27 protein-coding genes, 1 other RNA gene and 1 pseudogene are annotated in these 23033 nt (G+C 64.2%); 8 read left to right on the top strand and 21 right to left on the bottom strand.

Going from position 1 to position 23033, the window contains the following annotated elements; all coding sequences use genetic code 11:
- A pseudogene (locus ACRCSW_RS19215) lies at positions 1 to 632 on the top strand (ATPase); the annotation flags it as partial.
- A 95-nt stretch (positions 633 to 727) separates the two neighbouring features.
- On the opposite strand, the gene ACRCSW_RS19210 reads toward ACRCSW_RS19215, so the two are convergent.
- Together ACRCSW_RS19210 and mgtE are read right to left on the bottom strand one after the other, a co-directional pair.
- A complete protein-coding gene (locus ACRCSW_RS19210) occupies positions 728 to 1273 on the bottom strand; it encodes a 5-formyltetrahydrofolate cyclo-ligase (protein ID WP_438707259.1) in 546 nt (181 codons plus the stop codon).
- On the bottom strand, positions 1270 to 2640 hold the full coding sequence (mgtE, locus tag ACRCSW_RS19205; protein WP_438707258.1) for a magnesium transporter: 1371 nt from the start codon (positions 2638 to 2640) through the stop codon (positions 1270 to 1272). Before mgtE ends, ACRCSW_RS19210 begins: the two co-directional genes overlap by 4 nt.
- A gap of 133 nt (positions 2641 to 2773) precedes the next feature.
- Here mgtE and guaD point away from each other — a divergent pair, with 133 nt between their 5' ends.
- The gene (gene guaD, locus ACRCSW_RS19200) at positions 2774 to 4057 is read left to right on the top strand and encodes a guanine deaminase (protein ID WP_438707260.1); all 1284 of its coding nucleotides are present in this window, start codon (positions 2774 to 2776) and stop codon (positions 4055 to 4057) included.
- A 122-nt stretch (positions 4058 to 4179) separates the two neighbouring features.
- Here the strand turns inward: guaD and ACRCSW_RS19195 are convergent, their stop codons facing one another.
- The 5 genes from ACRCSW_RS19195 to ACRCSW_RS19175 form a co-directional block, all read right to left on the bottom strand.
- Entirely contained in the window at positions 4180 to 4497 is a 318-nt protein-coding gene (locus ACRCSW_RS19195; RefSeq protein ID WP_438707257.1) for a hypothetical protein, read from the bottom strand.
- Positions 4498 to 4541: 44 nt separating this feature from the next.
- Positions 4542 to 5120: a hypothetical protein gene (locus tag ACRCSW_RS19190; protein ID WP_438707256.1), complete on the bottom strand. Its 579-nt coding sequence runs from the start codon at positions 5118 to 5120 to the stop codon at positions 4542 to 4544.
- Between the two features lie 76 nt (positions 5121 to 5196).
- Positions 5197 to 6537 (bottom strand): 8-oxoguanine deaminase, encoded by a 1341-nt coding sequence (locus tag ACRCSW_RS19185; RefSeq protein ID WP_438707255.1) that lies wholly within the window; start codon positions 6535 to 6537, stop codon positions 5197 to 5199.
- 183 nt (positions 6538 to 6720) lie between these two features.
- Entirely contained in the window at positions 6721 to 7518 is a 798-nt protein-coding gene (locus ACRCSW_RS19180; protein ID WP_438707254.1) for an inositol monophosphatase family protein, read from the bottom strand.
- Between the two features lie 86 nt (positions 7519 to 7604).
- The gene (locus ACRCSW_RS19175) at positions 7605 to 7964 is read right to left on the bottom strand and encodes a helix-turn-helix domain-containing protein (RefSeq protein WP_438707253.1); all 360 of its coding nucleotides are present in this window, start codon (positions 7962 to 7964) and stop codon (positions 7605 to 7607) included.
- Positions 7965 to 8331: 367 nt separating this feature from the next.
- Between ACRCSW_RS19175 and ACRCSW_RS19170 the strand changes: the two genes are divergently transcribed.
- Positions 8332 to 9303 carry an NADPH:quinone oxidoreductase family protein gene (locus ACRCSW_RS19170; protein WP_438707252.1) on the top strand — a complete coding sequence of 324 codons (972 nt, stop codon included), beginning with the start codon at positions 8332 to 8334 and terminating at the stop codon, positions 9301 to 9303.
- On the opposite strand, the gene ACRCSW_RS19165 is transcribed toward ACRCSW_RS19170, so the two are convergent.
- Positions 9291 to 10142, bottom strand: coding sequence for a LysR family transcriptional regulator (locus ACRCSW_RS19165; RefSeq protein ID WP_438707251.1), 852 nt, complete (start codon positions 10140 to 10142; stop codon positions 9291 to 9293). The genes ACRCSW_RS19170 and ACRCSW_RS19165 overlap by 13 nt on opposite strands.
- 125 nt (positions 10143 to 10267) lie before the next feature.
- On the opposite strand from ACRCSW_RS19165, the gene ACRCSW_RS19160 reads away from it, so the two are divergent.
- Together ACRCSW_RS19160 and ACRCSW_RS19155 are read left to right on the top strand one after the other, a co-directional pair.
- Complete coding sequence (locus ACRCSW_RS19160) at positions 10268 to 10483, top strand: DUF1127 domain-containing protein (protein WP_438707250.1); 216 nt, start codon at positions 10268 to 10270, stop codon at positions 10481 to 10483.
- Positions 10484 to 10613: 130 nt separating this feature from the next.
- Positions 10614 to 11351 (top strand): Bax inhibitor-1/YccA family protein, encoded by a 738-nt coding sequence (locus tag ACRCSW_RS19155; protein WP_438707249.1) that lies wholly within the window; start codon positions 10614 to 10616, stop codon positions 11349 to 11351.
- A 63-nt stretch (positions 11352 to 11414) separates the two neighbouring features.
- On the opposite strand, the gene ACRCSW_RS19150 is transcribed toward ACRCSW_RS19155, so the two are convergent.
- From ACRCSW_RS19150 to ACRCSW_RS19100, 11 genes are all read right to left on the bottom strand, one after another.
- Positions 11415 to 11936: a GNAT family N-acetyltransferase gene (locus ACRCSW_RS19150; protein ID WP_438707248.1), complete on the bottom strand. Its 522-nt coding sequence runs from the start codon at positions 11934 to 11936 to the stop codon at positions 11415 to 11417.
- A 107-nt stretch (positions 11937 to 12043) separates the two neighbouring features.
- Positions 12044 to 12565, bottom strand: coding sequence for an AAA family ATPase (locus ACRCSW_RS19145; RefSeq protein WP_438707247.1), 522 nt, complete (start codon positions 12563 to 12565; stop codon positions 12044 to 12046).
- Positions 12566 to 12633: 68 nt separating this feature from the next.
- The gene (gene rpmG, locus ACRCSW_RS19140; RefSeq protein ID WP_008027883.1) at positions 12634 to 12801 is read right to left on the bottom strand and encodes a 50S ribosomal protein L33; all 168 of its coding nucleotides are present in this window, start codon (positions 12799 to 12801) and stop codon (positions 12634 to 12636) included.
- Between the two features lie 135 nt (positions 12802 to 12936).
- Entirely contained in the window at positions 12937 to 13953 is a 1017-nt protein-coding gene (locus ACRCSW_RS19135; protein ID WP_438707246.1) for a glycosyltransferase family 2 protein, read from the bottom strand.
- Positions 13954 to 14022: 69 nt separating this feature from the next.
- An RNA gene (gene rnpB / locus ACRCSW_RS19130) (RNase P RNA component class A) lies at positions 14023 to 14413 on the bottom strand.
- 11 nt (positions 14414 to 14424) lie between these two features.
- Positions 14425 to 15039 carry an N-acetylmuramoyl-L-alanine amidase gene (locus ACRCSW_RS19125; RefSeq protein WP_438707245.1) on the bottom strand — a complete coding sequence of 205 codons (615 nt, stop codon included), beginning with the start codon at positions 15037 to 15039 and terminating at the stop codon, positions 14425 to 14427.
- 50 nt (positions 15040 to 15089) lie between these two features.
- On the bottom strand, positions 15090 to 15830 hold the full coding sequence (locus tag ACRCSW_RS19120; RefSeq protein WP_438707244.1) for a hypothetical protein: 741 nt from the start codon (positions 15828 to 15830) through the stop codon (positions 15090 to 15092).
- 31 nt (positions 15831 to 15861) lie between these two features.
- On the bottom strand, positions 15862 to 17340 hold the full coding sequence (gene gatA, locus ACRCSW_RS19115; RefSeq protein WP_438707243.1) for an Asp-tRNA(Asn)/Glu-tRNA(Gln) amidotransferase subunit GatA: 1479 nt from the start codon (positions 17338 to 17340) through the stop codon (positions 15862 to 15864).
- Entirely contained in the window at positions 17337 to 17624 is a 288-nt protein-coding gene (gene gatC / locus ACRCSW_RS19110; RefSeq protein WP_438707242.1) for an Asp-tRNA(Asn)/Glu-tRNA(Gln) amidotransferase subunit GatC, read from the bottom strand. The genes gatA and gatC overlap by 4 nt, the downstream gene beginning before the upstream one ends.
- 105 nt (positions 17625 to 17729) lie before the next feature.
- A complete protein-coding gene (locus tag ACRCSW_RS19105; RefSeq protein WP_438707241.1) occupies positions 17730 to 17960 on the bottom strand; it encodes a hypothetical protein in 231 nt (76 codons plus the stop codon).
- 397 nt (positions 17961 to 18357) lie between these two features.
- Positions 18358 to 19017 carry a ceramidase domain-containing protein gene (locus ACRCSW_RS19100; RefSeq protein WP_438707240.1) on the bottom strand — a complete coding sequence of 220 codons (660 nt, stop codon included), beginning with the start codon at positions 19015 to 19017 and terminating at the stop codon, positions 18358 to 18360.
- A 53-nt stretch (positions 19018 to 19070) separates the two neighbouring features.
- Between ACRCSW_RS19100 and ACRCSW_RS19095 the strand changes: the two genes are divergently transcribed.
- Entirely contained in the window at positions 19071 to 19769 is a 699-nt protein-coding gene (locus tag ACRCSW_RS19095; protein WP_438707239.1) for a metal-dependent hydrolase, read from the top strand.
- Complete coding sequence (locus ACRCSW_RS19090; protein ID WP_438707238.1) at positions 19766 to 20563, top strand: hypothetical protein; 798 nt, start codon at positions 19766 to 19768, stop codon at positions 20561 to 20563. The genes ACRCSW_RS19095 and ACRCSW_RS19090 overlap by 4 nt, the downstream gene beginning before the upstream one ends.
- 111 nt (positions 20564 to 20674) lie before the next feature.
- On the opposite strand, the gene ACRCSW_RS19085 is transcribed toward ACRCSW_RS19090, so the two are convergent.
- Positions 20675 to 21139 carry a nucleoside deaminase gene (locus ACRCSW_RS19085; protein WP_438707237.1) on the bottom strand — a complete coding sequence of 155 codons (465 nt, stop codon included), beginning with the start codon at positions 21137 to 21139 and terminating at the stop codon, positions 20675 to 20677.
- 81 nt (positions 21140 to 21220) lie between these two features.
- Here ACRCSW_RS19085 and ACRCSW_RS19080 point away from each other — a divergent pair, with 81 nt between their 5' ends.
- A complete protein-coding gene (locus ACRCSW_RS19080) occupies positions 21221 to 22237 on the top strand; it encodes a pseudouridine synthase (protein ID WP_438707236.1) in 1017 nt (338 codons plus the stop codon).
- A gap of 3 nt (positions 22238 to 22240) precedes the next feature.
- Here ACRCSW_RS19080 and ACRCSW_RS19075 read toward each other — a convergent pair.
- Positions 22241 to 23033 (bottom strand): hypothetical protein (locus ACRCSW_RS19075; RefSeq protein WP_438707235.1); only part of this gene is annotated, 793 nt, incomplete at its 5' end.

Raw genomic sequence — 23033 nt, 5'->3', positions numbered from 1 at the left:
GGTTCGACAACCGCTATGTCTTCTGCGAACGCCCCTCGGTCATCACCGGCGGTGAACTGTCGCTGGACATGCTCGACCTGAACTACAACCCGGTCGCCCGCACCTACCAGGCCCCCCTGCAGCTCAAGGCCACTGGCGGCATCTTCATCATCGACGACCTTGGCCGTCAGCAGGAACCCCCGCAGAAGATCGTCAACCGCTGGATCGTGCCGCTGGAAGAAAGCCGCGATATCCTGGCGCTCCAATCGGGCGAAAAGTTCACCGTGCCGTTCGACACGCTGGTGATCTTCTCGACCAACTTCCACCCCAACCAGATCTTCGACGGCGCGGCCCTGCGTCGTATCTTCTTCAAGATCAAGATCGACGGCCCAAGCCAGGAGAACTTCCTGAAGATCTTCGCCATGGTCGCCCGCAAGAAGAAGATGCCTTTGGACGAAACTGCGCTCATGCATCTGATGAAGGTCAAGTTCCCGACCATCGCCAACAACTATGCGAACTACCAGCCGGTCTTCCTGATCGACCAGATGATCGCTGTTTGCGAATTCGAGAACATCCCCTACCAGATGACCCCGGAACTGATCGACCGCGCCTGGGGCAACATGTTCGTCCGCCAGGAAGACATCGCGCACTAAGCCGACCCCTCCTCGTTCGACTTCGTCTCCTCCTCGGTACGCCCCGCGAGGAGTGACGAAGTCATCGACGAGCAGCCGTCGTTGCCAAGAAAGCGTCACGCGAAAACCGTGACCCCCTTTTCCGTGACCACCGCATCCAGCCGCTGGTCGGTCGCTTCAGTCGGCACCTGAGCCACCTCCTGCGCCGCAAAGGCAAATCCCACCGCCAGTACCTTCCCCCTGGCCCGCAAACCTTCCAGCGTCCGGTCGTAGAACCCGCCCCCATAGCCCAGCCGATACCCCCGCGCGTCAAACGCAAGCAGCGGCACGATCAGCACCGAAGGCTCCACCCAGGCCCCTTCCTCGGGGACCAGCGCCTTGAACGCCCCCTCCACCATCTTTGCGCCCGGCGACCACTCACGGAACCGCAAGGGCAGCCCCTTCCCCACGATCACCGGCACCCCCACGGGCCCCTGATGCGCCGCCATCGCGGGCAACGGGTCGATCTCGCTCCGCATCGGCATATAGCCCGACAGCACCTTGCCGGCCTGCCCCGCCAGGTAGTCCGCCAGAATCTCGGCCGCCTGCCCCTGCCCCGCCGCAAAGGCCCGCGCCCGCCTCTCGAACGCCTCGGCCCGCGCCAAGGCCTTGATATCGCTCATAGCAGCATCACTGTCGCAAGGCCGAGGAAGGCAAAGAACCCGATCACATCCGTCATCGTGATGACGAACGTGCCCGAGGATAATGCCGGGTCGAACCCCAGACGGTTGAGCAGAAGCGGCACCAGAACCCCCGCCAGCGCGGCAACGATCAGCGTAATGATCAGGGCCAGGCCAATCACCGCTCCCACCATTGGCGCCCCGAACAAGATCCAGGCCGCCGTCGCCATGACGCCCGCGAAGCAAAGCCCGTTGATCACCCCGACCGCCAGTTCCCGCCGCACCACGCGGAAGGCATTCGCCCCGGTCAGGTCGCGCGTCGCGAGCGCCCGTACCGCCACCGTCAGCGACTGCGTCGCCGCATTCCCCCCCATCGCCGCCACAACCGGCATCAGCGCCGCCAGCACCACGATCTTCGCAATCACCGCCTCGAACTGCGAAATCACCAGCGCGCCGATATTCGCCGTCACCAGCGAAATCGCCAGCCAAGGCAGCCGCGCCTTGACCGTGTCCCAGACCCCGTCCGAGATCGAGCTTTCCTCGCCCACACCGGCCAGACGCAGCATGTCTTCCTCATGCTCTTCGTCCAGCACATTCATCGCGTCATCGATGGTGATCACCCCCACCAGCCGCCCCGCGCTATCCACGACCGGGCAGGAAATCAGGTGATACTGGTTGAAGATATAAGCGACATCCGCCTCTGGTTCCGTCGCCTCGATGGTGCGGAAACTGTCCTCGGTAATCGCGCGTAACGCCATCTCGCGGCCCGAAGACAGGATGCGCCCCAGCGTCACATAGCCCACCGGCTTCATACGCGGATCGACCAGAATCACATGGTAGAACTGATCCGGCAAATGCTCGGCTTGCCGAAGGAAATCAATGGCTTCCCCCACCGTCCAATGCTCTGGCGCCACCACCGTCTCGCGCTGCATCAACCGCCCGGCAGAGTACTCCGGGAAGGCCATCGCCTGTTCCACGGCCACCCTGTCCGCGCTTTCCAGCGCGTCAAGGATCACGCCCTGCTGCGGCGGCTCCAGGTCCTCCAGAATGTCAACGACGTCGTCGGACTCAAGGTCGCGCACCGCCTCGACCAGCACCTCACGCGGCAGGCTCTCGATCACCTCTTCCCGGATCGCGTCCGAGATTTCCGACAGGATTTCCCCGTCGATCTCATGCGACCACAGCGCCAGCAGCGCCCGCCGGTCCGGCCCGCCGATCTGTTCCAGAAGGTCGGCGATGTCAGCGGCGTGGAGCGGGTCGAGCAGGGTATCAAGTGCGCCGCTATCCTCGGCCTCGACGGCCTCCAGCACCGCGTCAATACGCTCCTGGTCCAGGGTCTCGTCTTCCGGGTTTGCCAGATGGTCCGTCATGCCGCCCCCCGAGGCCGATCACCCCATTGCCGCGACCCTAGCCGAAGCTGTTTCAACGAAACAGAAGGCCATGGGCAATTCAACCTCGGCCATAAAGGCTCTAGGCTGGCTCGGCAAGAACAAGGACCGTACGATGGCCGATCTTCTCCTCGGGCAGGTAATCCGCTTTCAGGGCGACCCATTCGCGACCCCCGACGCGGCCCAGCACCTTGCGCATGGCGCGGTGCTGGTGGATCAGGGCCGCATTGCCGCCGTGGGCGAAGCAGCCGATCTTCGCGCACGCTATCCCCAGGCACACCTGCACGACCACGGACAAAAGCTCATCTCGGCCGGCTTCATCGACGCCCATGTCCACTACCCCCAGACCGCCATCATCGCGAGCTGGGGCAAGCGGCTGATCGACTGGCTGAACACCTACACGTTCCCCGAAGAAATGCGCTTCGCCGACCGCGCCTATGCCGACAAGATCGCCGGGCGCTACCTTGACCTGGTGCTCGCGCGCGGAACGACGACCGTCTGCTCCTACGCGACGATCCATCCCGAAAGCGTGGATGCGATCTTTTCGGCAGCGCAGTCGCGCGGCATGCGGGTCTTCGCCGGGAAGACCTGCATGGACCGGAACGCGCCCGAAGGCCTGCGCGACACCGCGCAATCGGCCTATGACGATTCGAGGCGCCTCCTGCAGAAGTGGCATGGAATGGACCGGCTCTCCTACGTCATCACCCCGCGCTTCTCGCCCACCTCGACGCCCGAGCAGCTTGCGGCCCTGGGCGCGCTCTGGCGGGAATACCCCGACTGCCTGATGCAGACCCATCTTTCCGAACAGACCGACGAAATCGCCTGGGTGCGCGAGCTTTTCCCCCAATCCCGCGACTACCTCGACACCTACGAAGCACAGGGGCTCCTCCGCGAAGGCGCGGTTTACGGCCACGCCATCCACCTGACCGACCGTGAGCGCGCCCGCCTGATCGAGGCCGACGCCAGCCTGGTCCACTGCCCGACATCGAACACGTTCATCGGCTCGGGTCTCTTCGACATGGGGCTCGCCCGGTCGCTGCGCGTCGGGCTTGCAACCGATACGGGCGGCGGCTCGTCGTTCTCGATGCTCCGCACCATGGCCGCCGCCTATGAGGTCGCCCAGCTCCGCGGCCAGTCGCTCCACCCCTCCCAGCTCTGGTGGCTTGCGACCCAAGGCTCCGCGCGGGCTTTGCGGTCCGAGGACCGGATCGGCAATATCGCCGTGGGCATGGAAGCCGATCTTGTGGTCATCGACCTCGCCTCCACCCCCGCCATCGCGCAGGCCTCGGCGCAGGCGGGCGATCTCTGGCAGGCGCTTTTCCCGACAATCATGATGGGCGACGACCGGGCCGTGGCCGAGGTCTGGGTGGGGGGCCGAAAGGTCAGCCTTAAAGGCTGACCACCCCCGAATTTTCGCCGAAAATTCGTGCCCCGATCAACCCGAATTGGTTAAGACGACATGAAGGAGACGGCAACACATTGATTCCATTTGCCGCCAATAGCTGACCCACGGTGGGTCACCTACTCCGCCAGTTCCCACCCGTCCGGATAGAAATCATGCTTCAGCGCGATCGTGGTGGCGATCCGCTCATACTTCCAGATCTCCTCCGGAGTGACTGGAATCGGCCCGATCCACGCGATGAGCGTCTCACCATCCTTGGCCCGCCGCGTCCCGAACCCCTCCAGCCGCAGCGCCCGTTCCAACGCGGGCCATGAGGCATCAAGCTCCTCGATGAAGAAGGCATACTCCACCACCGCCGTCTTCGGCAGGCTGATCCCTTTCGACTGGCGGAAGGTATCAAAGGTCTCGCGCCGCTGGGCTTCGTAGTTGTGGTCCATAAAGGCCTCCTTCACGGCCTTTTACCGCGGCAAACCGGCCCCCGCTAGCTCTCAGGGCAATAGCCCCGGTCGAAGGCCGTGCGGTAAGTCCAGCTTCTGGCGTCCAGCGACTCCCAGCGCATTGGCAGAAGGTCCCTCGTCTCACCGTTCACGGTGACCTTCCCTTTCAGGAAATCAAGCTCGCATTCATATGGCACCAGGTCTGCGGGATGCATGTTGCTGATGTGTCGCTCACGCACGCCGACGACCGTGTACTGAGAGTCGATGTATTGAATCTGCAGCACCGACAGCCAATCAGCTTCGCCATCGCTCCCTTCGTTAGTCAACTGCAGGACACTGCCGTTGCTGGTGTCGACGACTTCCAGCTCCTGTCGTTGCGCGAACCAATTGAAGGAAATCGCCGGGTTGTCGAAATCTAGCTTCGGCGCCGACGGATCATCATGTCCGATCCAGATGCGCAGTCGGCTTGTCTCTTGCTCCTGCCTCGCGCTTAGCTCGGCGCGGAAAAAGACGCTCTGTCCCGACGCCCCGCCCCAGGTTCCGCTGGCTTCCGACAGGATTGTCTCGGCGCTGGCGGGCAGGGCCAGGATAGACGACAGGATCAGGGCGGCAAGGCGGCGCATCGTGGTCTCCGGTTCACGTGGTTGGCGAAACCATGCCGCCGAACCCACGCGAAAGGAAGGGCGGGAAAAGCAGATGCTACCCAGCAAGCCTTTGTGCCAGCCGGCGATGGCGCTCCAGCACTTTCGGCAAGTCCAGCGTCAGCATCTCGCCCCCGCGAACCACCTCGCGCCCCTCGACGATCAGGTTGCGCACCCGCGTCGGGCCGCACAGAACCAGGGCCGCGACCGGGTCCCAGTTTCCGGCCGCCTCGACCCCCGACATGTCCCAGATTGCCAGATCGGCCCGCTTGCCCGGCTCAAGCGAACCCAGGTCATCCCGTCCCAGAACCTGCGCCCCGCCCAGTGTCGCGATCTCCAGCGCCTCGCGCGCCGACATCGCATCTGCCCCCCGCGCCACCCGCTGCAAAAGCATCGCCATCCGCGCCTCGGCAATCAGATTGCCCGCGTCGCTGGAGGCCGAACCATCCACCCCAAGGCCTACCCTGACCCTCGCATCCCGCATCGCACGTACCGGAGCAATCCCTGACCCGAGTCTACAATTCGAACATGGACAATGCGAAACACCAGTCCGGGATCGACCAAAAAGTTCAATTTCCGAACTATTCAGCTTCACGCAATGCGCATGCCAGACATCGACGCCAGTCCAGCCCAACTCCTCGGCATATTGACCAGGTCGGCAGCCGAACTGGGCCAGAGAATGAGCGATATCCTCGTCATTTTCGGCCAAATGGGTGTGCAGCATCACCCGCTTGTCCCGCGCCAGCAGGGCCGTGTCGCGCATCAGCTCGCGGCTGACCGAAAACGGCGAACAGGGCGCGAGCCCGACGCGCATCATCGCCCCAGGCCTAGGGTCCTGGAACTGGTCCACTACGCGGATCATGTCATCAAGGATCATCCCCTCGCGCTCGACCAGCGTATCGGGGGGCAGACCGCCCGCGCTTTCGCCAATGGACATGGCACCACGTGTCGGATGAAACCTGAGGCCCGTCTCGGCAGCCGCGGCAATCGTGTCGTCCAGCCGCGAGCCGTTCGGGAAAAGGTACAGATGGTCCGACGTCAGCGTGCAGCCTGACAGCGCCAGTTCTGCCAGGCCAACCTGGGTCGAGACAAACATCTCCTCTGGCCCGAAGCGCGTCCAGATCGGGTAAAGCGTCCTCAGCCAACCGAAGAGCAACGCATCCTGGCCACCCGGCACTGCACGGGTCAGCGTCTGGAACATGTGGTGATGGGTGTTGACGAGGCCGGGCGTAACAACACAACCCCGCGCCTCGATCACCTCGGCCCCCGCCACAGCAAGGCCCGGACCTATGGCCTGGATCACCCCATCGCGCACATGAATATCCGCGCCCGCCAGTTCGGCGCGGGTGGCGTTCATCGTCACGACGACATCGGCGTTCCGGATCAGCAACTCTGGCATGGGTGCACCCTGCTGCACACCCTTCGGTTTCAGCAGAAACCAGCGCCGACCGTCAGAAGGGAGAAGGGCACGGGCGACGAGCCAACTCTAGCCGACCGCGTGAGGTCACCGCAACACGGCAATATACAAACGAAATTGCCGAACCGGCGAACGACCTTCCAAATGGACCGCAGATCGGGCGCCTCAGCCGTTGAGCAGCGCCATGGCCTCGGCATGGACCTCGCGGCTCGCGGCTGCAAGGACCTGGCCGCCCTCATAAACCGGGCGGCCCTGCCAGTCGGTGACAATCCCCCCGGCGGCTTCAATCACCGCGATCGGGGCCTGCACATCATAGGCCTGCAGGCCTGCCTCGATCACCAGATCGATCTGTCCGGCGGCGATCAAGGCATAGGCGTAGCAATCGGTGCCATAGCGGACGAGCTTTGCGCGCGACGCGACCCGCCGAAAGGCCGCACCTTCCTCGGCCGTGCCGACCTCGGGAAAGGTGGAAAAGAGGATGGATTGCGACAGGGCGCGCGGCCCGCGCACGGCAAGCGGGGCCTCGCCCATCGGGCCCCGCACAAGCGCCCGCCCAAGACCGCCTTCAAAGCGCTCGCCGATATAGGGCTGGTCGATGATGCCAAAAAGCGGGCCGACAGCGCCGCGGACCGAAATCAGAACACCCCAGGTCGGCGTACCGGAAAGATAGCCGCGGGTTCCGTCGATCGGATCAAGCACCCAGGTCAGACCGCTGCTGCCCTCCAAAGCGCCGAATTCCTCACCCAGGATGCCGTCATCGGGGCGACGGCGGGCAAGCACTTGGCGCATTCGTTCTTCAGACAGCCGGTCGGCTGCGGTCACTGGGTCGAACCGTGATGCTTCCTTGGTCTCGGCTACCAAGTCGCGTGCCCGGAAATAGGTCAGGGTCGCGGTCCGCGCTACATCGGCCAGTTCATGCGCTGTTGCAACAAGTTCGGTCGCCAAGGCTTTTGAAACCCGCATGATGCCTCTCCCCAACTAGGGCGGCCCAGACGGGAACACGCCCCCACGGGCGCTAAACGCTCGCGGGGGCGCGGTCAAGGCGGTGTTCAGGCCGCTTCGGAAAGGACGCGCGCCAGATCGAACAGGCGGCGACGCTGGGCTTCCGGGATCGCATAGTACGACCGCACAAGCTCAAGCGCTTCCTTGTCGGACATCATGTCGGCGGCATAGGCCGTACCGACCTGACCTTCAGCAAGGCCTTCAAAAAAGAACGAGATCGAAACTCCCAGCGCGTCCGCGACGTCCCAAAGGCGCGAGGCGCTGACCCGGTTCATACCGGTCTCATATTTCTGAATCTGCTGGAACTTGATGCCAACCTTGTCGGCAAGCTGCTGCTGGGTCATACCAACCATCCACCTGCGATGGCGGATGCGCTTGCCTACATGTGCGTCTACGGGATGCTTCATTATTGACTCCGAACTAGTGTTCATTCCCCTCGAGTATTTATAAGCAATTTTCGTGCCAAAACTGCGCGCCAGCGAAGTTTGCGAACAAAAGACCTCTGCACTGCGAAAACCTGTCCATTTGTACATGTCCAATTATACACCCGTACAACACACGGTGGGGTTGTTAGCGGTTGCATCATGGGCGAGTCCGACCGCCACACTACTCGCCTTTAACGATAGTTGCAATTTGCAATGCATTATGGGCAGATCGGGCGCCATCTTCGCATTATGCAAATCTCCGATCCTATGCATTGCAAGAAACTGTACAGGGGTGAAAATGCTTATACCTCTGGTAGTAAGAAACAAACGCTGTTTATGAGAGATTGCAATGCTTGCCTGGCAGGTCACCGAAACCAACACCGCACCAAGACTCGCCCACGTTGTAGAGCCAATACCCGCAGAAGGCGAGGTCGTTGTGCGCGTCGAAGCAGTCGGCCTGAACTTTGCGGATATGCTTACGATTGAAGGCAAGTACCAGATCCGGCAGCCACTGCCTTATGTGCCGGGCATGGAGTTCTCGGGCGTGATCGAGCGTCTGGGACCGAACACCTCCGGCGTGGCGGTCGGCGACCCGGTCCTCGCGACCTGCACGGCCGGCGCCCTTGCCGAGCGGATCACCGTGCCGGCGTCACGCCTGAACCGCATTCCCGACGGCATGGGCTTTGTCGAGGCGGCAGGCTTTCCCATCGCCTACGGGACCTCGCATCTTGCCCTCGCACACAAGGCACGGTTGCGTCCGGGTGAGACGCTTCTGGTCACCGGCGCTGCAGGCGGCGTCGGCCTGACAGCCGTCGAGATCGGCAAGCGCCTCGGGGCCAGAGTGATCGCCTCGGCGCGGGGGGCGGATCGGCTGGCCGTGGCGAAGGCCGCCGGGGCCGATGTGCTGATCGACAGCGACGCGCCCGGCCTGAAAGAAGCGCTGCGGGCGGAAGGCGGGGTGGACGTGGTCTATGATGCCGTCGGCGGCCCGGCCTTCGACGAAGCCCTGCGCGCGACCAGGCCGGACGGCCGCCTTTTGGCGATCGGCTTCGCCTCGGGCCAGGTGCCGCAGGTTCCGGCGAACGTACTGCTCGTCAAGAACCTGACCGTCATCGGCTTCTGGTACGGTGGCTACGAAACCCACGCCCCCGGCATCGTTTCCGACAGCATGACTGAACTCTTGCGCTGGCGGGCCGAGGGACTGATCCGGCCGCATGTCAACCACGCGCTCGGCTTCGACGCCCTGCCCGAAGGGTTGGAGCTCCTGCGGACCCGCAAGGCCACCGGCAAAGTGGTCATTCGCGTGGGTCAAGCCCCATAGGCGCAGCGCAGCTCCGACACCAAAAGATCGACAGCCTCATCGCTGCGGCGATTGCTGCGGTAAAGCCCAAGCTTCATTTCACCGACCGTTGGCAACTGGTTGTCCCCCGTTATCGGCGCCATTCCCTCCGGGATGCTGCCCACCATCCGCACCGATACCGCCAGATCAGCCGCCACAGTCGCTTCGACCGCCTGTTCGCTTTCGCCGCCGGTCGCAAGCTCCCAGGGGATTCCAGCCGCTTCCAGCGCGGCCTGCGCGCGGGGCCGGAAGATGCAGGTGTCCTTGAACCCCAGCCGCAAGGGCCTCCGCTGCCAGGCATTCCCATCCGGTGCGCCAACCCAGACCAGTCCCCGCGACGACAGAACCTCGGCACCCGGGTCCGGCGCTTCTTCCGTCGTCAGCATCACGTCAAACCCGCCGCGGGCGAAGTCCTGCTTCATCAGGACAGTGAAGGACGACACCAGATTGATCCGGACCCGCGGGTAGGCGTGCGCCATCCGCCGCAAGATGCCGGGGATCGCCGGATAGACCACGTCATGCGGCACACCCAGCCGGATTTCCCCTTCAAAGGCGGTCGAGGAAAGCAGCGAGAGCGCCTCGTCGTTCAGCGCCAGCATCCTGCGACCGTAAGAGACAAGCTGCTCCCCCTCCGGCGAAAGCGCCAGTTTGCGGGCGGCCCGCAGGAAAAGCGACAGGCCCAGCGACTCCTCCAGCCGCTTGATCTGCATAGAGACCGCCGACTGCGTCAGGTTCAGATACCCCGCCGCACGGGTCACGCCGCCTACGTCGGCGACCGTCACGAAAGAGCGGATGGCGGAAAGGTCAAGGTTGCGCGGCATATCACAGATCCTGATCCAGAAGCTCACAATCATTCGTTTTCATTATGCATGAGCATGGCGCATGCTTCAACAATAATGATGCAACGCCCATGCGGCATCACCGAAACAGATGATTGGAGACCGCCATGCGCTCACTTTCCCTTCTCGGCAACCATGCTGAACGGCCGTCGTTTGCCAGGTCCATAGCTTCGATTTTCGCCCGCGCAGCCCTGCGGCGCCAGCGGAACCGCCTGGCAGAGCTTGAAGATCATCTGCTGAAAGACATCGGCATCAGCCGCGAAGAAGCTCTGGCCGAAGCCGCCCGGTCCGATTGGGACGCCCCTTCGCACTGGCGCGGCTGAAAAGTTTACACTTTTGGGCAGGAACAAAGGTCAAAACGCTTGAAATACTGGGCGCGCCGCCCAATATTCCGTGCATGAGGTCGCGCCGGTTCCCCCGGCGTTGCCCTTAGGGACAACATCGGAGGCTTCAATGGCTGAATTTGACACGGTCCGCAGCGTAGGCGTAGGCGCCCGCGCGCAGATCGATGAAGGGCTTCGCGCCCATATGAACAAGGTCTACGGACTTATGTCCGTGGCCATGTTGGTTACTGCAGGCGTTGCATGGTCGGTCGGCACGTCGGACGCGCTCCTGTCGATCTTCCGTGACCCGCTCACACTGCGCCCGAATATCCTTGGTTGGGTGGTGATGTTCGCCCCCCTTGCCATGGTGTTCGCGTTCGGCGCGCTGATCAACCGCATGTCGGCTGCCGCCGCACAGGTCTTCTTCTACGCCTTCGCGGCCGTGATGGGCCTTTCGCTGGCCTGGATCTTCAAGGTCTTCACCGGCGTCTCGATCGCGCAGACCTTCCTGATCACCGCGATCGCCTTCGCGGGCCTGTCGCTTTACGGCTATGTCACCAAGCGTGACCTGAGCGGCCTCGGCACGTTCCTGATGATGGGTCTGATCGGCCTTCTGGTCGCGATGGTCGTTAACATTTTCCTCGCCTCTTCGGCGCTGGCGTTCGCGATCTCTGTGATCGGCGTGCTGATCTTCGCGGGTCTGACCGCCTATGACACGCAGCGGATCAAGAACGAATACATCCAGCACGCCGCTGCGATGGATCAGGAATGGTTGGCCAAGTCGGCAATCATGGGCGCCCTGACGCTCTATCTCGACTTCATCAACCTGTTCATGTTCCTGCTGCAGTTCCTCGGCAATCGGGAATAAGCGGACAGACAGAACGACAAAGGGCCGGTCCTTGGACCGGCCCTTTTCATTTGTGGCAACACCTCAGGCGACGGTACGGCGAAGGTCGGCCATCATCCGCACGGCTGGAAAGACGATGCCCGGCGCAAGCGGGACTTCGACCATGTGAAGCGGGCGGAACCCAAGCGCCTGATAGAAGGGGACCGCGGTCTTGGTCGACAGGCAGTCAAGCCAGCCCATCCCCGCCCCGCGTGCATCCTGCATGACCCGGCCCATCAGGGCCCGCCCGACACCCTGCCGCACGGCGGCCGGATCGGTTGCCACATGTCGGACATGGCCGGTATCTTCGATCGCTCCCGCCCCGGCTGGATTACTGCGGCTCCACCCGCCCACCGCCAGCAGCCGCCCCTCGGCATCCTCCGCCAGGAAGTAGCGCCCCGATGCCAGAAGCTCGGGCCGCGCGCGCGTCAGACGCGGCACCGCCAGAACCATGGTCGACGGCGGATAGTCCCCAGCCAGAAGCCGCGGATAGCTGCGCGCAAGCAACCGGTCGACGGCCGAAAGGTCGTCCTTCGATGCCTTGCGAAGAGAGAGCGTCGGAATCATGCCGCAAACATGGGGCGCGGCGGCAAAAAGGAAAGGGGACTCTCCGCCTGTACGACCACCCCGAAAAGCTTGCCGACGGCGGCTGGTTGATCGATGGCAAGCCCCCGCTACCGCAGCATCAACCCGTTCAGAAACCTCGCCACCTCCCGCCGGCGGCGCAGATGCACGATGGTCAGATGCGGCGGCGCCGAAGCCAGCAGCAGCAGAATCCGCTGCCGCGCCGTGGCCCGCGTCCGCCAGATGTACCGCCAGAAGGGCAGCGTTTCCGGCCCCAGCCGCTCGGCGCAGCCATCGGGCAGATCGGACCGCGTCTGCCCGAAGTACCGCACCGACCGCTTCACCACCCGCCAGAACCGAAGCCCCACCGGCAAATCAAGCCAGATGAGCGTATCGGCCCGGGCCACCCGGTTGTCGTAGGTCGCCGACAGCCCGCCCTCGAAGATCCAGCGCTCCTGCGCCTCGACCTCCAGGGCCAGTCTGATCTTCTCGGCTCTCGGCCGTTCGACCCAGCCTGCCTGCCAGTGGATGTGATCCATGTGAAAGACCGGCAGCCCGGTGCGCTGGCCCAGCTCGCGGGCAAGTGTGCTTTTGCCCGATCCGGGCTGACCCACGATCATCACCCGTTGCATCGCCAGCTCCAAAGCAAAAGGCCGCGCCCCTAAGGTGCGGCCTTGCGGTCAGACGGAAGGCGGCGATCTTACTTGATCTTGCCTTCCTTGTATTCCACATGCTCCCGCTTCACGGGATCATACTTCTTGACGACCATCTTTTCGGTCATCGTGCGGGCGTTCTTCTTGGTCACGTAGAAGTGGCCGGTGCCCGCGGTCGAGTTCAGGCGGATCTTGATGGTGGCGGGCTTCGCCATGGTCGTATCTCCTGCATCGAGGGAAAAGCATCCCCCGGTGAAATCCTTGAAGCCCGCCTTTTAGCCGCGCGCCCGGCAGAGTCAACAGCAAAGCGACCGAAGAGGCGGTTCCGATGTGCCGGGCGGAACCGCTCGCTAGGCCGGTCGGGGAAGCGATGATCTGTCAAGCGATTGGGGCTGCAGTCCAGGCTCGTGTTCTTCGCCTGCTTCCACCGGAAATCTCGCGCGGAACCATGACCATGCCGCTGCTTCCGCCTCGATCACGCCGGGAATCGCGCGAAGCCGGGCCTCCCAGCGCCGCACCCGACGACGCAGCCCCAACATGGACGTCGAAACCGCCTCATTACGATCCGCATAGGCATGAAACTCACTGCCGATCCTGCGCTTTGCGTTGTTGCGCCCGTTCGCGTCGCCGCGTGCATGTTTCATCCGGTGCAGGTCGTCCGACTTCACATGGTGATGATGCAGACATGCGTTTGCCCAGGTCACCTGATGGGGACCGACAGCATAACCCGACCCCCGGCGCATCTTGATCTTCTCCACCGGCATCTCGACGCCAGCCGTGTTCACCACGACCGGCACGACACCCCGCCGAGGGTACTTCGGCGAGTGTATCGACATTGCGCGGAACCGGCGGGGCCGGAACAAGGTCTTGAAATTCGCAAGCTGGCCGGCCGCCACGTCCGGCAGCTTGTCCTCGCAACGGGTGAAGCTTTCGATGATCGACCCACCCTCCCAGGTCTTTTTTCCGGACGACCCGAAATGGCGCCACATGATCGCAATGGCATCGGCATCGGGGTAAAGCGCCGCAAGATCGTCGACGCTCCGCTTGCCAATCGTCACGTTAAGGTATTCGTCGGCATCGATGTGCATCGCCCAGTCAGCACCACGCACATGTGGCAGCTGGAAGGCTAGATGCAGGGCATGCCGCTGGATCGTGCCGCCCATGTCATAGGGGCCGGGGTTGTCGAAATGCTCGATCCAGGGCGTCTGGGACAGAAGATCCAGCAGAACATCCGTCCCGTCTTCGCAGTCGTTGGTGTAAACGACGATGCGGTCGAACCCCATCGCCAGGTGATGCGCAAGCCACTCCACCAGGAACAGAGCCTCGTTGCGCATGCAGGCCACGATGACTTTCTTCGGTTTCGCCATCATTGCCGCCCTGTGGCTTTTCCCGGTGCAAGGAACCACAGTCCGTAAAGACCGGCAATGGCCGAAGGGATGCGCGGAGAGCCTGTAAGCCGGATTTTGTCCAAGGGTTGCCCCTCTGGATGACCATTCCTCTGCCAACCGTGTCGCCACGGCGGTCAAGCTGCCAACCCGGGCCTCTCGGGCGTTGGCGTCCCTGGCGAGCGGTATCGGTTTCCCGACCAGTCCTGCCGCGAGGCCCCTATTTGGCATTGCTCCGGGTGGGGCTTGCCGTGCCGTCCTTGTCGCCAAGTCCGCGGTGGGCTCTTACCCCACCGTTTCACCGTTACCCCTGCGAACAGGGGAAGTCTCTTCTCTGTGGCGCTTTCCCTGGGGTTACCCCCGCCGGGCGTTACCCGGCACCCTTGCCAACGGGAGTCCGGACTTTCCTCGGGGTTGCCCCCGCGGCCATCCAGCCCTCCGCGCGGGTTGGAGTTAGGCGTGCGGCGGCCTGCCGTCAACCGGAAAGCGTGCGGCAAGGTCGGCTGCAAGCGCGCGGTCGATGTCGTCCAATGCACCCTTGGCCCAGGGCCGGAAGCGCAGACGAAAGGCATTCAGCAGCACATCCGGTAATGCGTCGGGATAGCCAAAGGACCGCAAATCCCTGGCAAAGTCTCCGGGACGAACGGCCAAAGGCCAGACAGACAGGCCCTGCACCGCAAGCCGCAGCCAGTCAAACCGCGGGCCTGGATCGCCCTTGCGGTCCGGCGCCATGTCGGAATGCGCGATTACCGCCTGCGGGGGCAGGTCGTGGCGGCCCAGCACATCTGAAAGCAACTTCTCCAGCGCCGTCATCTGGCGCTCGGCAAAAGGCTCGGACCCGGTGTTCACCAGTTCGATCCCGATCGAGCGCGAGTTGACGTCGCCCTCCCCGGCCCAACTGCCGGTGCCCGCATGCCAGGCCCGGACTGCTTCGTCGACAAGCGACAGAACCGTGCCGTCCCGATCGATCAGGTAATGCGCCGACACCTCGGCCCCGGGGTCACAAAGCCGGTCCAGTGCCTCGACACAGGTGCGCATGGCGGTGTAGTGCAGGACGACAAGCTCCACCCGCCCCCTGCCCCGCCGTTCTCCGAAGTTCGGCGAAGGGTGCGTCAGGCTCACTGCAAGGCGGTACGGAAGGGCCGCGGGTCCCAGCTGCAGGCAAAACCGTCGCCGTCCGGGTCAACGCCCATCCGGTCGCGCTCCGGCCCGCCCTTGGCCAGGAACTCCTGCTGTGCCTGGTCGGGCGAGGCGAACTTGCCGCAGCCCGAACTGCGGCCACCGATGCCGCTGCGCTTGTACATCTGCACGCCCGGTGCATGGCTGGTCGCCAGCGCGAATTCCACGATGTTAGGCCCGGTATCGCCGGGCCGCTGCGGCAGGTCCTTGGGTTGGACCACGACATATTCCGCGCGGTTCCGTGCGATGCGCTCGGCGTCGCTTTCAATCGTCTCGCGCGCCGAGACGGCCGCGAAATCCTGCTCGTCCGAGATGCCGGTGTTGCTCCGCACCATCTCGCCGGACTCTTCCTTTATCCCGGCCGGAGCCCCGCCCCGCGGACGTTCCGAGCTGTCGGTCGGCACAACCACTGGAGCGGTCGTGCCAGCGGGCGGCACCGTCGATCCACCTTCGGCGCGGTCGATGGCGGCAGCGGCAGCGGCCGGATCGAACCCACCACCGGGCGGCACCACAGTCACGGGCGCGCCCGCAGGTGCCGGACCCGCACCGCGGATATAGCTGTTATAGTCCTGGAAGCCGACGCCAGCCCCAGTAGTGTCCGGGGTCGTCGGCGTGCAGGCGGCCAACAGAAGCGCGGCAAGAGCTGCGCCAGCGGCGGGACCAAGGGTAGTACGGCTCATTCGTGCCTCGAGACGCGTTGTTTTGCGCCAATTACCACCATTTTTCCGCTTTGGCCACAAAGCCCGCGCGCGATTCCAACACATGTGCGTAATTCAGCAACGGTGCTTCTTCCCACGGTCTGCCGATCAGCTGCAGCCCCAGGGGCAGCCCCTGCGCGTCCAGCCCCACCGGAACCGAGATGCCGGGCAGCCCCGCAAGGTTCACCGTGACGGTGAAAACGTCGTTCAGATACATCTGGATCGGATCGGCATCCGACATCTCGCCAAGCCCGAAAGCAGCCGACGGCGTAGCGGGAGTGAGGATCGCATCCACGCCCTCCGCAAAGACGTTCTCGAAGTCCCGCTTGATCAGCGCACGTACCTTGCGGGCACGGTTGTAGTAGGCGTCATAGAACCCGGCGGACAGAACATAGGTCCCGATCATGATCCGCCGCTGCACTTCCGGCCCAAAGCCCTCGGCCCGGGTCTTCTCATACATCTCGGTGATGCCATCACCCTGCGCCAGCTTCGCGCGGTGCCCATAGCGCACCCCATCATACCGCGCGAGGTTCGACGACGCCTCCGCCGGAGCGATCACATAATAGGCCGGAAGGGCATATTTGGTATGCGGCAGGCTGATGTCCCGCACAATAGCGCCTGCATCCTTCATCATCTCGATCCCGCGCGCCCAAAGCGCCTCGATCTCCGCGGGCATCCCGTCCATCCGGTATTCCTTCGGGATACCGATGACCTTGCCCCTTGTGTCGCCAGTCAAAGCCCCCTCGAAATCCGGCACCGGAATGTCCGCGCTGGTCGAATCCTTCGGATCATGCCCCGCCATCGCCCCCAGCATGATCGCCGCATCGCGGACCGACTTCGTCGTCGGCCCCGCCTGATCCAGCGACGACGCAAACGCCACGATCCCCCACCGAGAAACCCGCCCATAGGTCGGCTTGATCCCCACGATCCCGGTAAACGCCGCAGGCTGCCGGATCGACCCGCCAGTATCCGTCCCGGTCGCCGCAAGGCAGAGGTCCGCCGCCACCGCCGCCGCCGACCCGCCCGACGACCCGCCCGGCGTCAGCATCCGGTCGTCCACCTTCCAGGGGCTCACCACATTGCCATAAGCCGAGGTCTCGTTCGACGACCCCATCGCAAACTCATCCATGTTGAGCTTGCCCAGCATCACCGCCCCCGCCCCGAAAAGCTTCGAGGTCACGGTTGATTCGTATTCCGGCTTGAACCCCTTCAGGATGTTCGACGCCGCCTGCGACGGCACCCCCTTGGTGCAGAACAGATCCTTGATCCCCAGCGGGATCCCGCACATCCCCGGCGCATCGCCCGAGGCCAGCCGAGCATCCGCCGCCCGCGCCTGCTCCAGCGCGATCTCCGGCGTCTTCCAAACAAAAGCGTTCAGCGCATCGCCCGCATCGATCGCCGTCAGGCACGACATCGTCAGATCGACCGCCGAAATCTCACCCTTCCGCAGCGCATCCCGCGCCGCCGCGATGGTCCAGGAGTTCGCGCTCATTCCACCACCTTCGGCACCGCAAAGAACCCCTCGCGCGCGTCCGGAGCATTCTTCAGCACCTGCGCCTGGATGTTCCCGTCCGTCACCTCATCCACCCGCCGCTTCAGCCGCATAGGAGTGACCGACGTCATCGGCTCCACGCCCGTGACATCGACCTCGTTCAGCTGCTCCATGAAACCAAGGATGCCCGAAAGCTGCCCGGCAAGCTTCGGAAGGTCGGCCTCCTCCACCCGGATACGCGCGAGCTTTGCCACCTTGCGGGCAGTGTCGATGTCAATGGCCATGAGCCCTCCGATGGTTTCGCCTCATTTAACGGGCGATGCGATAGGCCGCAAGCCGTGCGCATCCCGGCCCCGCCCCGAAGAAAAGGGGGCGGGACCGTGCGGCCCTTACGGCAGCCGCGGAAACGGCGGCACCGGGCTCTGCAAGACCGGCGGCAAGCCGATGTCACGCCGCAGGTGGTCGTTCAGAAGCCCGGCCTTCGGCAGGCCAACTGCACGCGGGCGCTGCACAAGCCGCACCATCAATGCGCCCGTTACGGCGCGAAACCCGTGTTCGGCGATCAGCCTCTCCACGGCGTGGTTCAGGGGGGAACTGTTTTCGTTCAGTATCGCGTTCATGGATGCACCAGACCGGCGCCGCTAAAGGCTACCGGTCCCCTCGCTTGGGACTAATGGAAGGCGCGGCATTGCAGACCGATGGTCTGCCAAGGTCGAGCCAGTTGCGTTGAAGGTTTAGGGAAAGCCCGACCCTTGCGGATCGTGCCATGGCGGCTCTGTCAGTCCAGCGTCAGCTTTTGTGATTGGCCCAGGCTGAACCCACTCCGATACGGACAATTCCGTCTCGGCAGGGTAGGACGATTGCATACATCATGTCGTGCCCCCCTTTCGTGGTTACAGGCAGGTCTTCGATACACGAGATCGGCGTCCAAGAAAACCGTAAACTTCCCCTACGGCAGTTTTCACCGCAACACCAAGACAGCCGTGCGGCCCACAGGACACACAAGCGCCCCGCGGGTCAGCCGGCAAGGCCACCCGCTGCAAACCTGTGGCGGCGATAGACCTCGATCATCCAACCCAGCATCAGCCCGTTCAGGATGTGCCACAGGAAGTGCGTCCCCATCGGAATCGTGCCGCACAACGGCTCATCCAAAGTGCGGAAAGTGAGGCTCACCACCAGAATCGCCGCCCCCACCGCCATGCCCCGCGCCGTCTCGGGCGCCCGGCGCCAAAGCAGGGCGGCATAACCCAGAATCAGAACCGGGATCGGCGCATAGCCGGCCGATGACCCCAGCGGCAAAAGCGCCGAAAAAACCGGCACCGTCAGCGCGGCATAAGGAAAGAAGGCAACCACCGCGACCCAGGGCCACCACTTGCCCAGACCCAGGAAATCCCGCGTCGCCGCAAAAAGGTAAAGCAGGATGAAGACCAGGATCGGCGTCACATCCATCGTCGCCGTAAACCCGTTGGCGTGGGTGTGAAAAAGGTACGACCCCACCCCGATCGCGGCCAGCACACCGCACATCGCCCGGCCAAGCGGCAGCCCTTCCGTCCGCCGCCACATGACCACGGCCGCCACCAGAAACGCCAGATTTGTCATCGCATTGACCGGCTCTGCCCAATAGGCGGCAGAGGTCCGCTCACAGTAGCCGTCGATGGCGTTCCACATCGTTGTCATCCGTCCGTCGTTTCTAAATGCTCTGTCGCAAACATAGGGCAAAGGAGCACGCGATGCAGATCACCTGGCTTGGCCATTCCGGCTTTCGGATCGAAATCGAAGAGGCCGTCCTCCTGGTCGATCCCTGGCTGACCGGCAACCCGATGTTCCCGGCAATGGCCGAAGATCAGGCGATCCAGGGGGCCACGCATGTGCTTCTGACCCATGCCCACGGCGACCACGCCGCCGATGCAGCGCGGATCGCGAAGAAGCTCGGGATCAAGGTCCACTGCGTGCATGAAGTTTCCGAATGGATGAACGCAGGCGACCTTGCCGAGACGGTCGGCTTCGGCAAGGGCGGCACGCTGACCCTTGGCGGCGCGAAGGTCACGATGGTCAACGCCAGCCATTCCGCCAGCATCGACTATCTCGGCGGCCCGCTCCTGCCTGCCGGGTCCGCTGCAGGCTTCATGATCGCGGGTGAAGGCCACACGATCTATGTCTCGGGCGATACCGACATCATGGCCGACATGGCCTGGATGGCCGAATACCACCACCCCGACATCGGCATCCTCTCCTGCGGGGGGCATTACACCATGGACATGGCCCGCGCGGCCTGGGCGGCGCGGAAATGGTTCAACTTCCGCTGGATCATCCCCTGTCACTACAAGACCTTCCCGATCCTCGCGCAGGACGCAGGCCCCTTGCGCGCAGGCCTGCCCCCCGGGATAGAAGTCATCGAGCCCGAGGTCATGGAGCCGATCCAGATTTGACCCTGCCCGATACTCCGTTCCGCCAAGATCTCTTCGCCACAGTCGAAGCGCTTTATCGCCTTGCGCCAGACCGGGTGCCGCCGACGCTGATGGTCTGTCATTGCCCGTGCTGCATGACGCGGGAAACGCTCGCCGAGATCGTCGCCACCCCCGTCCGCGACCTCTCGTCCGCGCTGATCCAGGAATACAGCAACTCGGCGCATGGCGATCCGACGGACCCCGACGATCTCCTGGCCCTCCTGCCGCGCTACCTCGACCTCATCGCCCAGGACATCGAGGTCGACTACAACTCGGTCCGCGCTGACCTCAAGCGCTTCGGCGATGGGCGCGGCATCCATCCGGGTTTTCCGCCCCCCGCGATGGTGCTTCTGATGGACCAGTACGCGCATGCCCTCCTCCACCATTTCGCTGCCCTGCAGGTCATGGATGTCGACGCGGTCGAAACGCCCTGGATGCTGGTCGAGATTCTGGTTGTCGGCGGCTGGCCGGTCGCGGCTGTCACCGGGCCGCTCGACGATCTCTTCGCCCGGCCCGACATCGGTCGCGGGGCGCTGATCGGCTTTCTGGTCGACATGGCCCGCTCGCAACGCGACGGACGGCTGGAGCTTTGGGCGCTCGCCCAATACCGCCGCGAAGCCGCCGCCGATCTCGCCGCGTGGCTGTCGCCGCTTCTGGAGTCAGACGCCGTGACCGAAATCCTGACCGACCCCGCCCTGCCGGACGAGGCACAGCTCTGGCTTCCGTCCCTTGCCGGTCTCAAGGGCCGCCTGACCGCCGAAATGCTGGGCGGTTGAAGTTGCCGATTGCACCGTCCGTTGGGAGCCGGCAGAAGTTACCAAGACGTTAACGGGCGCGCTCTAAATCGTTTAATATCAATTGTTTAAAATTATGGGCACCGTGCCCACTCACCCCCGCTTCTCCGCAAAGAACCCCTTCAGCAGCTCCTCCGCCTCCCCCGCCCCGATCCCGTCATAGACCTCGGGCACATGATGGCACTGGGGGTGGCTGAAGACCCGAGCCCCGACCGCGACCCCCCCCGACTTCGGGTCCGCCGCCCCATAGTAAAGCCGCGCCACCCGCGCCGCCGAGATCGCCGCCGCACACATCGGACAGGGCTCCAGCGTCACGTAAAGATCGTGCCCCGCCAGCCGCTCCGACCCCGCCAGCCTGCAAGCCTCCCGGATCGCCAGCACCTCCGCATGGGCCGTCGGATCAACCAGCTCCCGCGTCCGGTTCCCCGCCCGCGCCACGATCTCGCCCCCCGCGACGATCACCGCCCCCACCGGAACCTCCCCCCGCAAAGCCGCCGCCCGCGCCTCCTCCAGCGCCGCCGCCATGAACGACCGGAACCCTTCGCGTTGCTCTTTCATCTTTGCTCAAATATCCTCGGGGGTCCGGGGGTGGAAAACCCCCGGGGTTGGTCGCACACCCCGCGGCGAAGGATGCAGACCATGACCGGAAAAGAAAAGCCCAAAGCCCCCGCCAAGGCCGACGACACCCCCGAAGGCGAACGGATCGCCAAGGTCCTGTCCCGCGCCGGCATCGCGTCCCGCCGCGAGGCCGAACGCCTGATCGAACTCGGTGAGGTCAAGGTCAACGGCAAGGTCATCACCTCGCCCGCCCTGAACGTGACCGCCAAAGACAAGATCACCGTCCGGGGCGAGCCCGTCGGCGCCCCCGAACCCCCGCGCCTCTGGCTCTACTACAAGCCCGAGGGCCTGGTGACCTCGGCCTCGGACGAAAAGGGCCGCGACACGATCTTCGACCATCTGCCCGAAGACCTGCCGCGGGTGATGTCGATCGGCAGGCTCGACCTCAACTCCGAAGGCCTCCTCCTTCTCACCAACGACGGCGAGCTCAAGCGCCGCCTCGAACTTCCCTCGACCGGCTGGCTCCGCAAGTACCGGGTGCGGGTCAAAGGGAACCCGACCGACCCCACCCTCGAACCCCTGCGCAAGGGCGTGACAGTCGACGGCGAAAGGTTCCTTGGCATGGACGTCAAGCTCGACCGCCACCAGGGCGCGAATGCCTGGCTGACCGTGGGCCTCCGCGAGGGGAAGAACCGCGAGATCCGGCGGGCCATGACCCATATCGGCCTGACGGTAAACAGGCTGATCCGCGTGTCCTACGGCCCCTTCCGGCTGAACGAGTTGAAGCCGGGCGACGTCGAAGAAGTAAAGCCCCGCATCCTGCGCGAGCAGCTGGGTCTTTCCGAGGGCGACGCCCCCGCGCCCTCCGGAACAGCTCGCAAGCCAGAGGCAAAACCGACCGCGAAGCCCGCGGCAAAGGCCGCGCAGCCGAAGCTGAAGCCGGGAGAAGGGCTGCAACAGCTCTCCGAGGCCTGGCAGAAGGCAACCCGCCCGCCCGCGCGGAAGGCCACCGATCGCCCGGCAAGTTCACGGACCGCGAAGCCACGCACCACTCCCACCCGCCCCGGCCCGCGTCCCGGCGGACCGAAGAAGGGCTAGGCGTCAGCCCTGCGCCTTCGCTTCAAGCGCCGAAAGCCGATCGGGCAGGAACCGCTCCGAAAAGCCTGCGATGAAGCACCAGATGATAAGCTTGGCAAAGTTGGCCGTCGGGCCGGTGTAGCTTTCGTCCTCGAACGCCTGCCAGAGCGCGCCGAAGCCGCCGGTCACTTCGGCGCTGGGTTCGGGGAACAACTCGCCGCCGATCAGCCGACCGGCGATCACAAAGTAGAGCACCAGCGCAGAAAGGCCGCCCACCAGAAGCCGCACCAGCAGGAAGTGCCAGGCATAGCCGTTTTCCAGGTCATCGAAGGACAGCCGCCCCGCACCGTTCTGAAACGCGATGAGGCGCGAGAGATAGGCCCCGAGAAAGCCGAAGAAGGTGGTGACGCAAAGGTTGTACTTGGCCAGAAGGTGATAGCCAAGTTCCGTATCCTCGGAGATCTCGACCCCGTAGCCAAGGATCACCAGCACCGCAACGATGGCCAGGGTCAGCCCCAACCCGAGCCGCGCCAAACGCCGGGCCACGATCTGCCGCGCCACCCGTTCCGACCGGCGGGCGGCAAACCGGGTGTGCGTATCGCGCAAGAGCGTGGCAAGGACGGCCCGCTTGTCGTCAGGCCCGACCGCCGCTTCGGCGCGTCTCTTCAGCCCCTCGCGTGAGGGCACGGCGATGCGCGACGCCGTCGCGAAGGCGCTCTCCAGTTCGGCGTCCAGTTCCGGCGGGGGCAGGATGTGGACAAGAAGGATCTCGATCTCGTTCGGGATCGCCCAGTTGGTATCGTTTTCCTTGTGTGCG

The sequence above is a fragment of the Tabrizicola sp. genome, from assembly GCF_051645465.1.
In the GTDB taxonomy this organism is placed as follows: domain Bacteria; phylum Pseudomonadota; class Alphaproteobacteria; order Rhodobacterales; family Rhodobacteraceae; genus Tabrizicola.
This window is presented reverse-complemented; position numbering and strand designations above follow the sequence as displayed.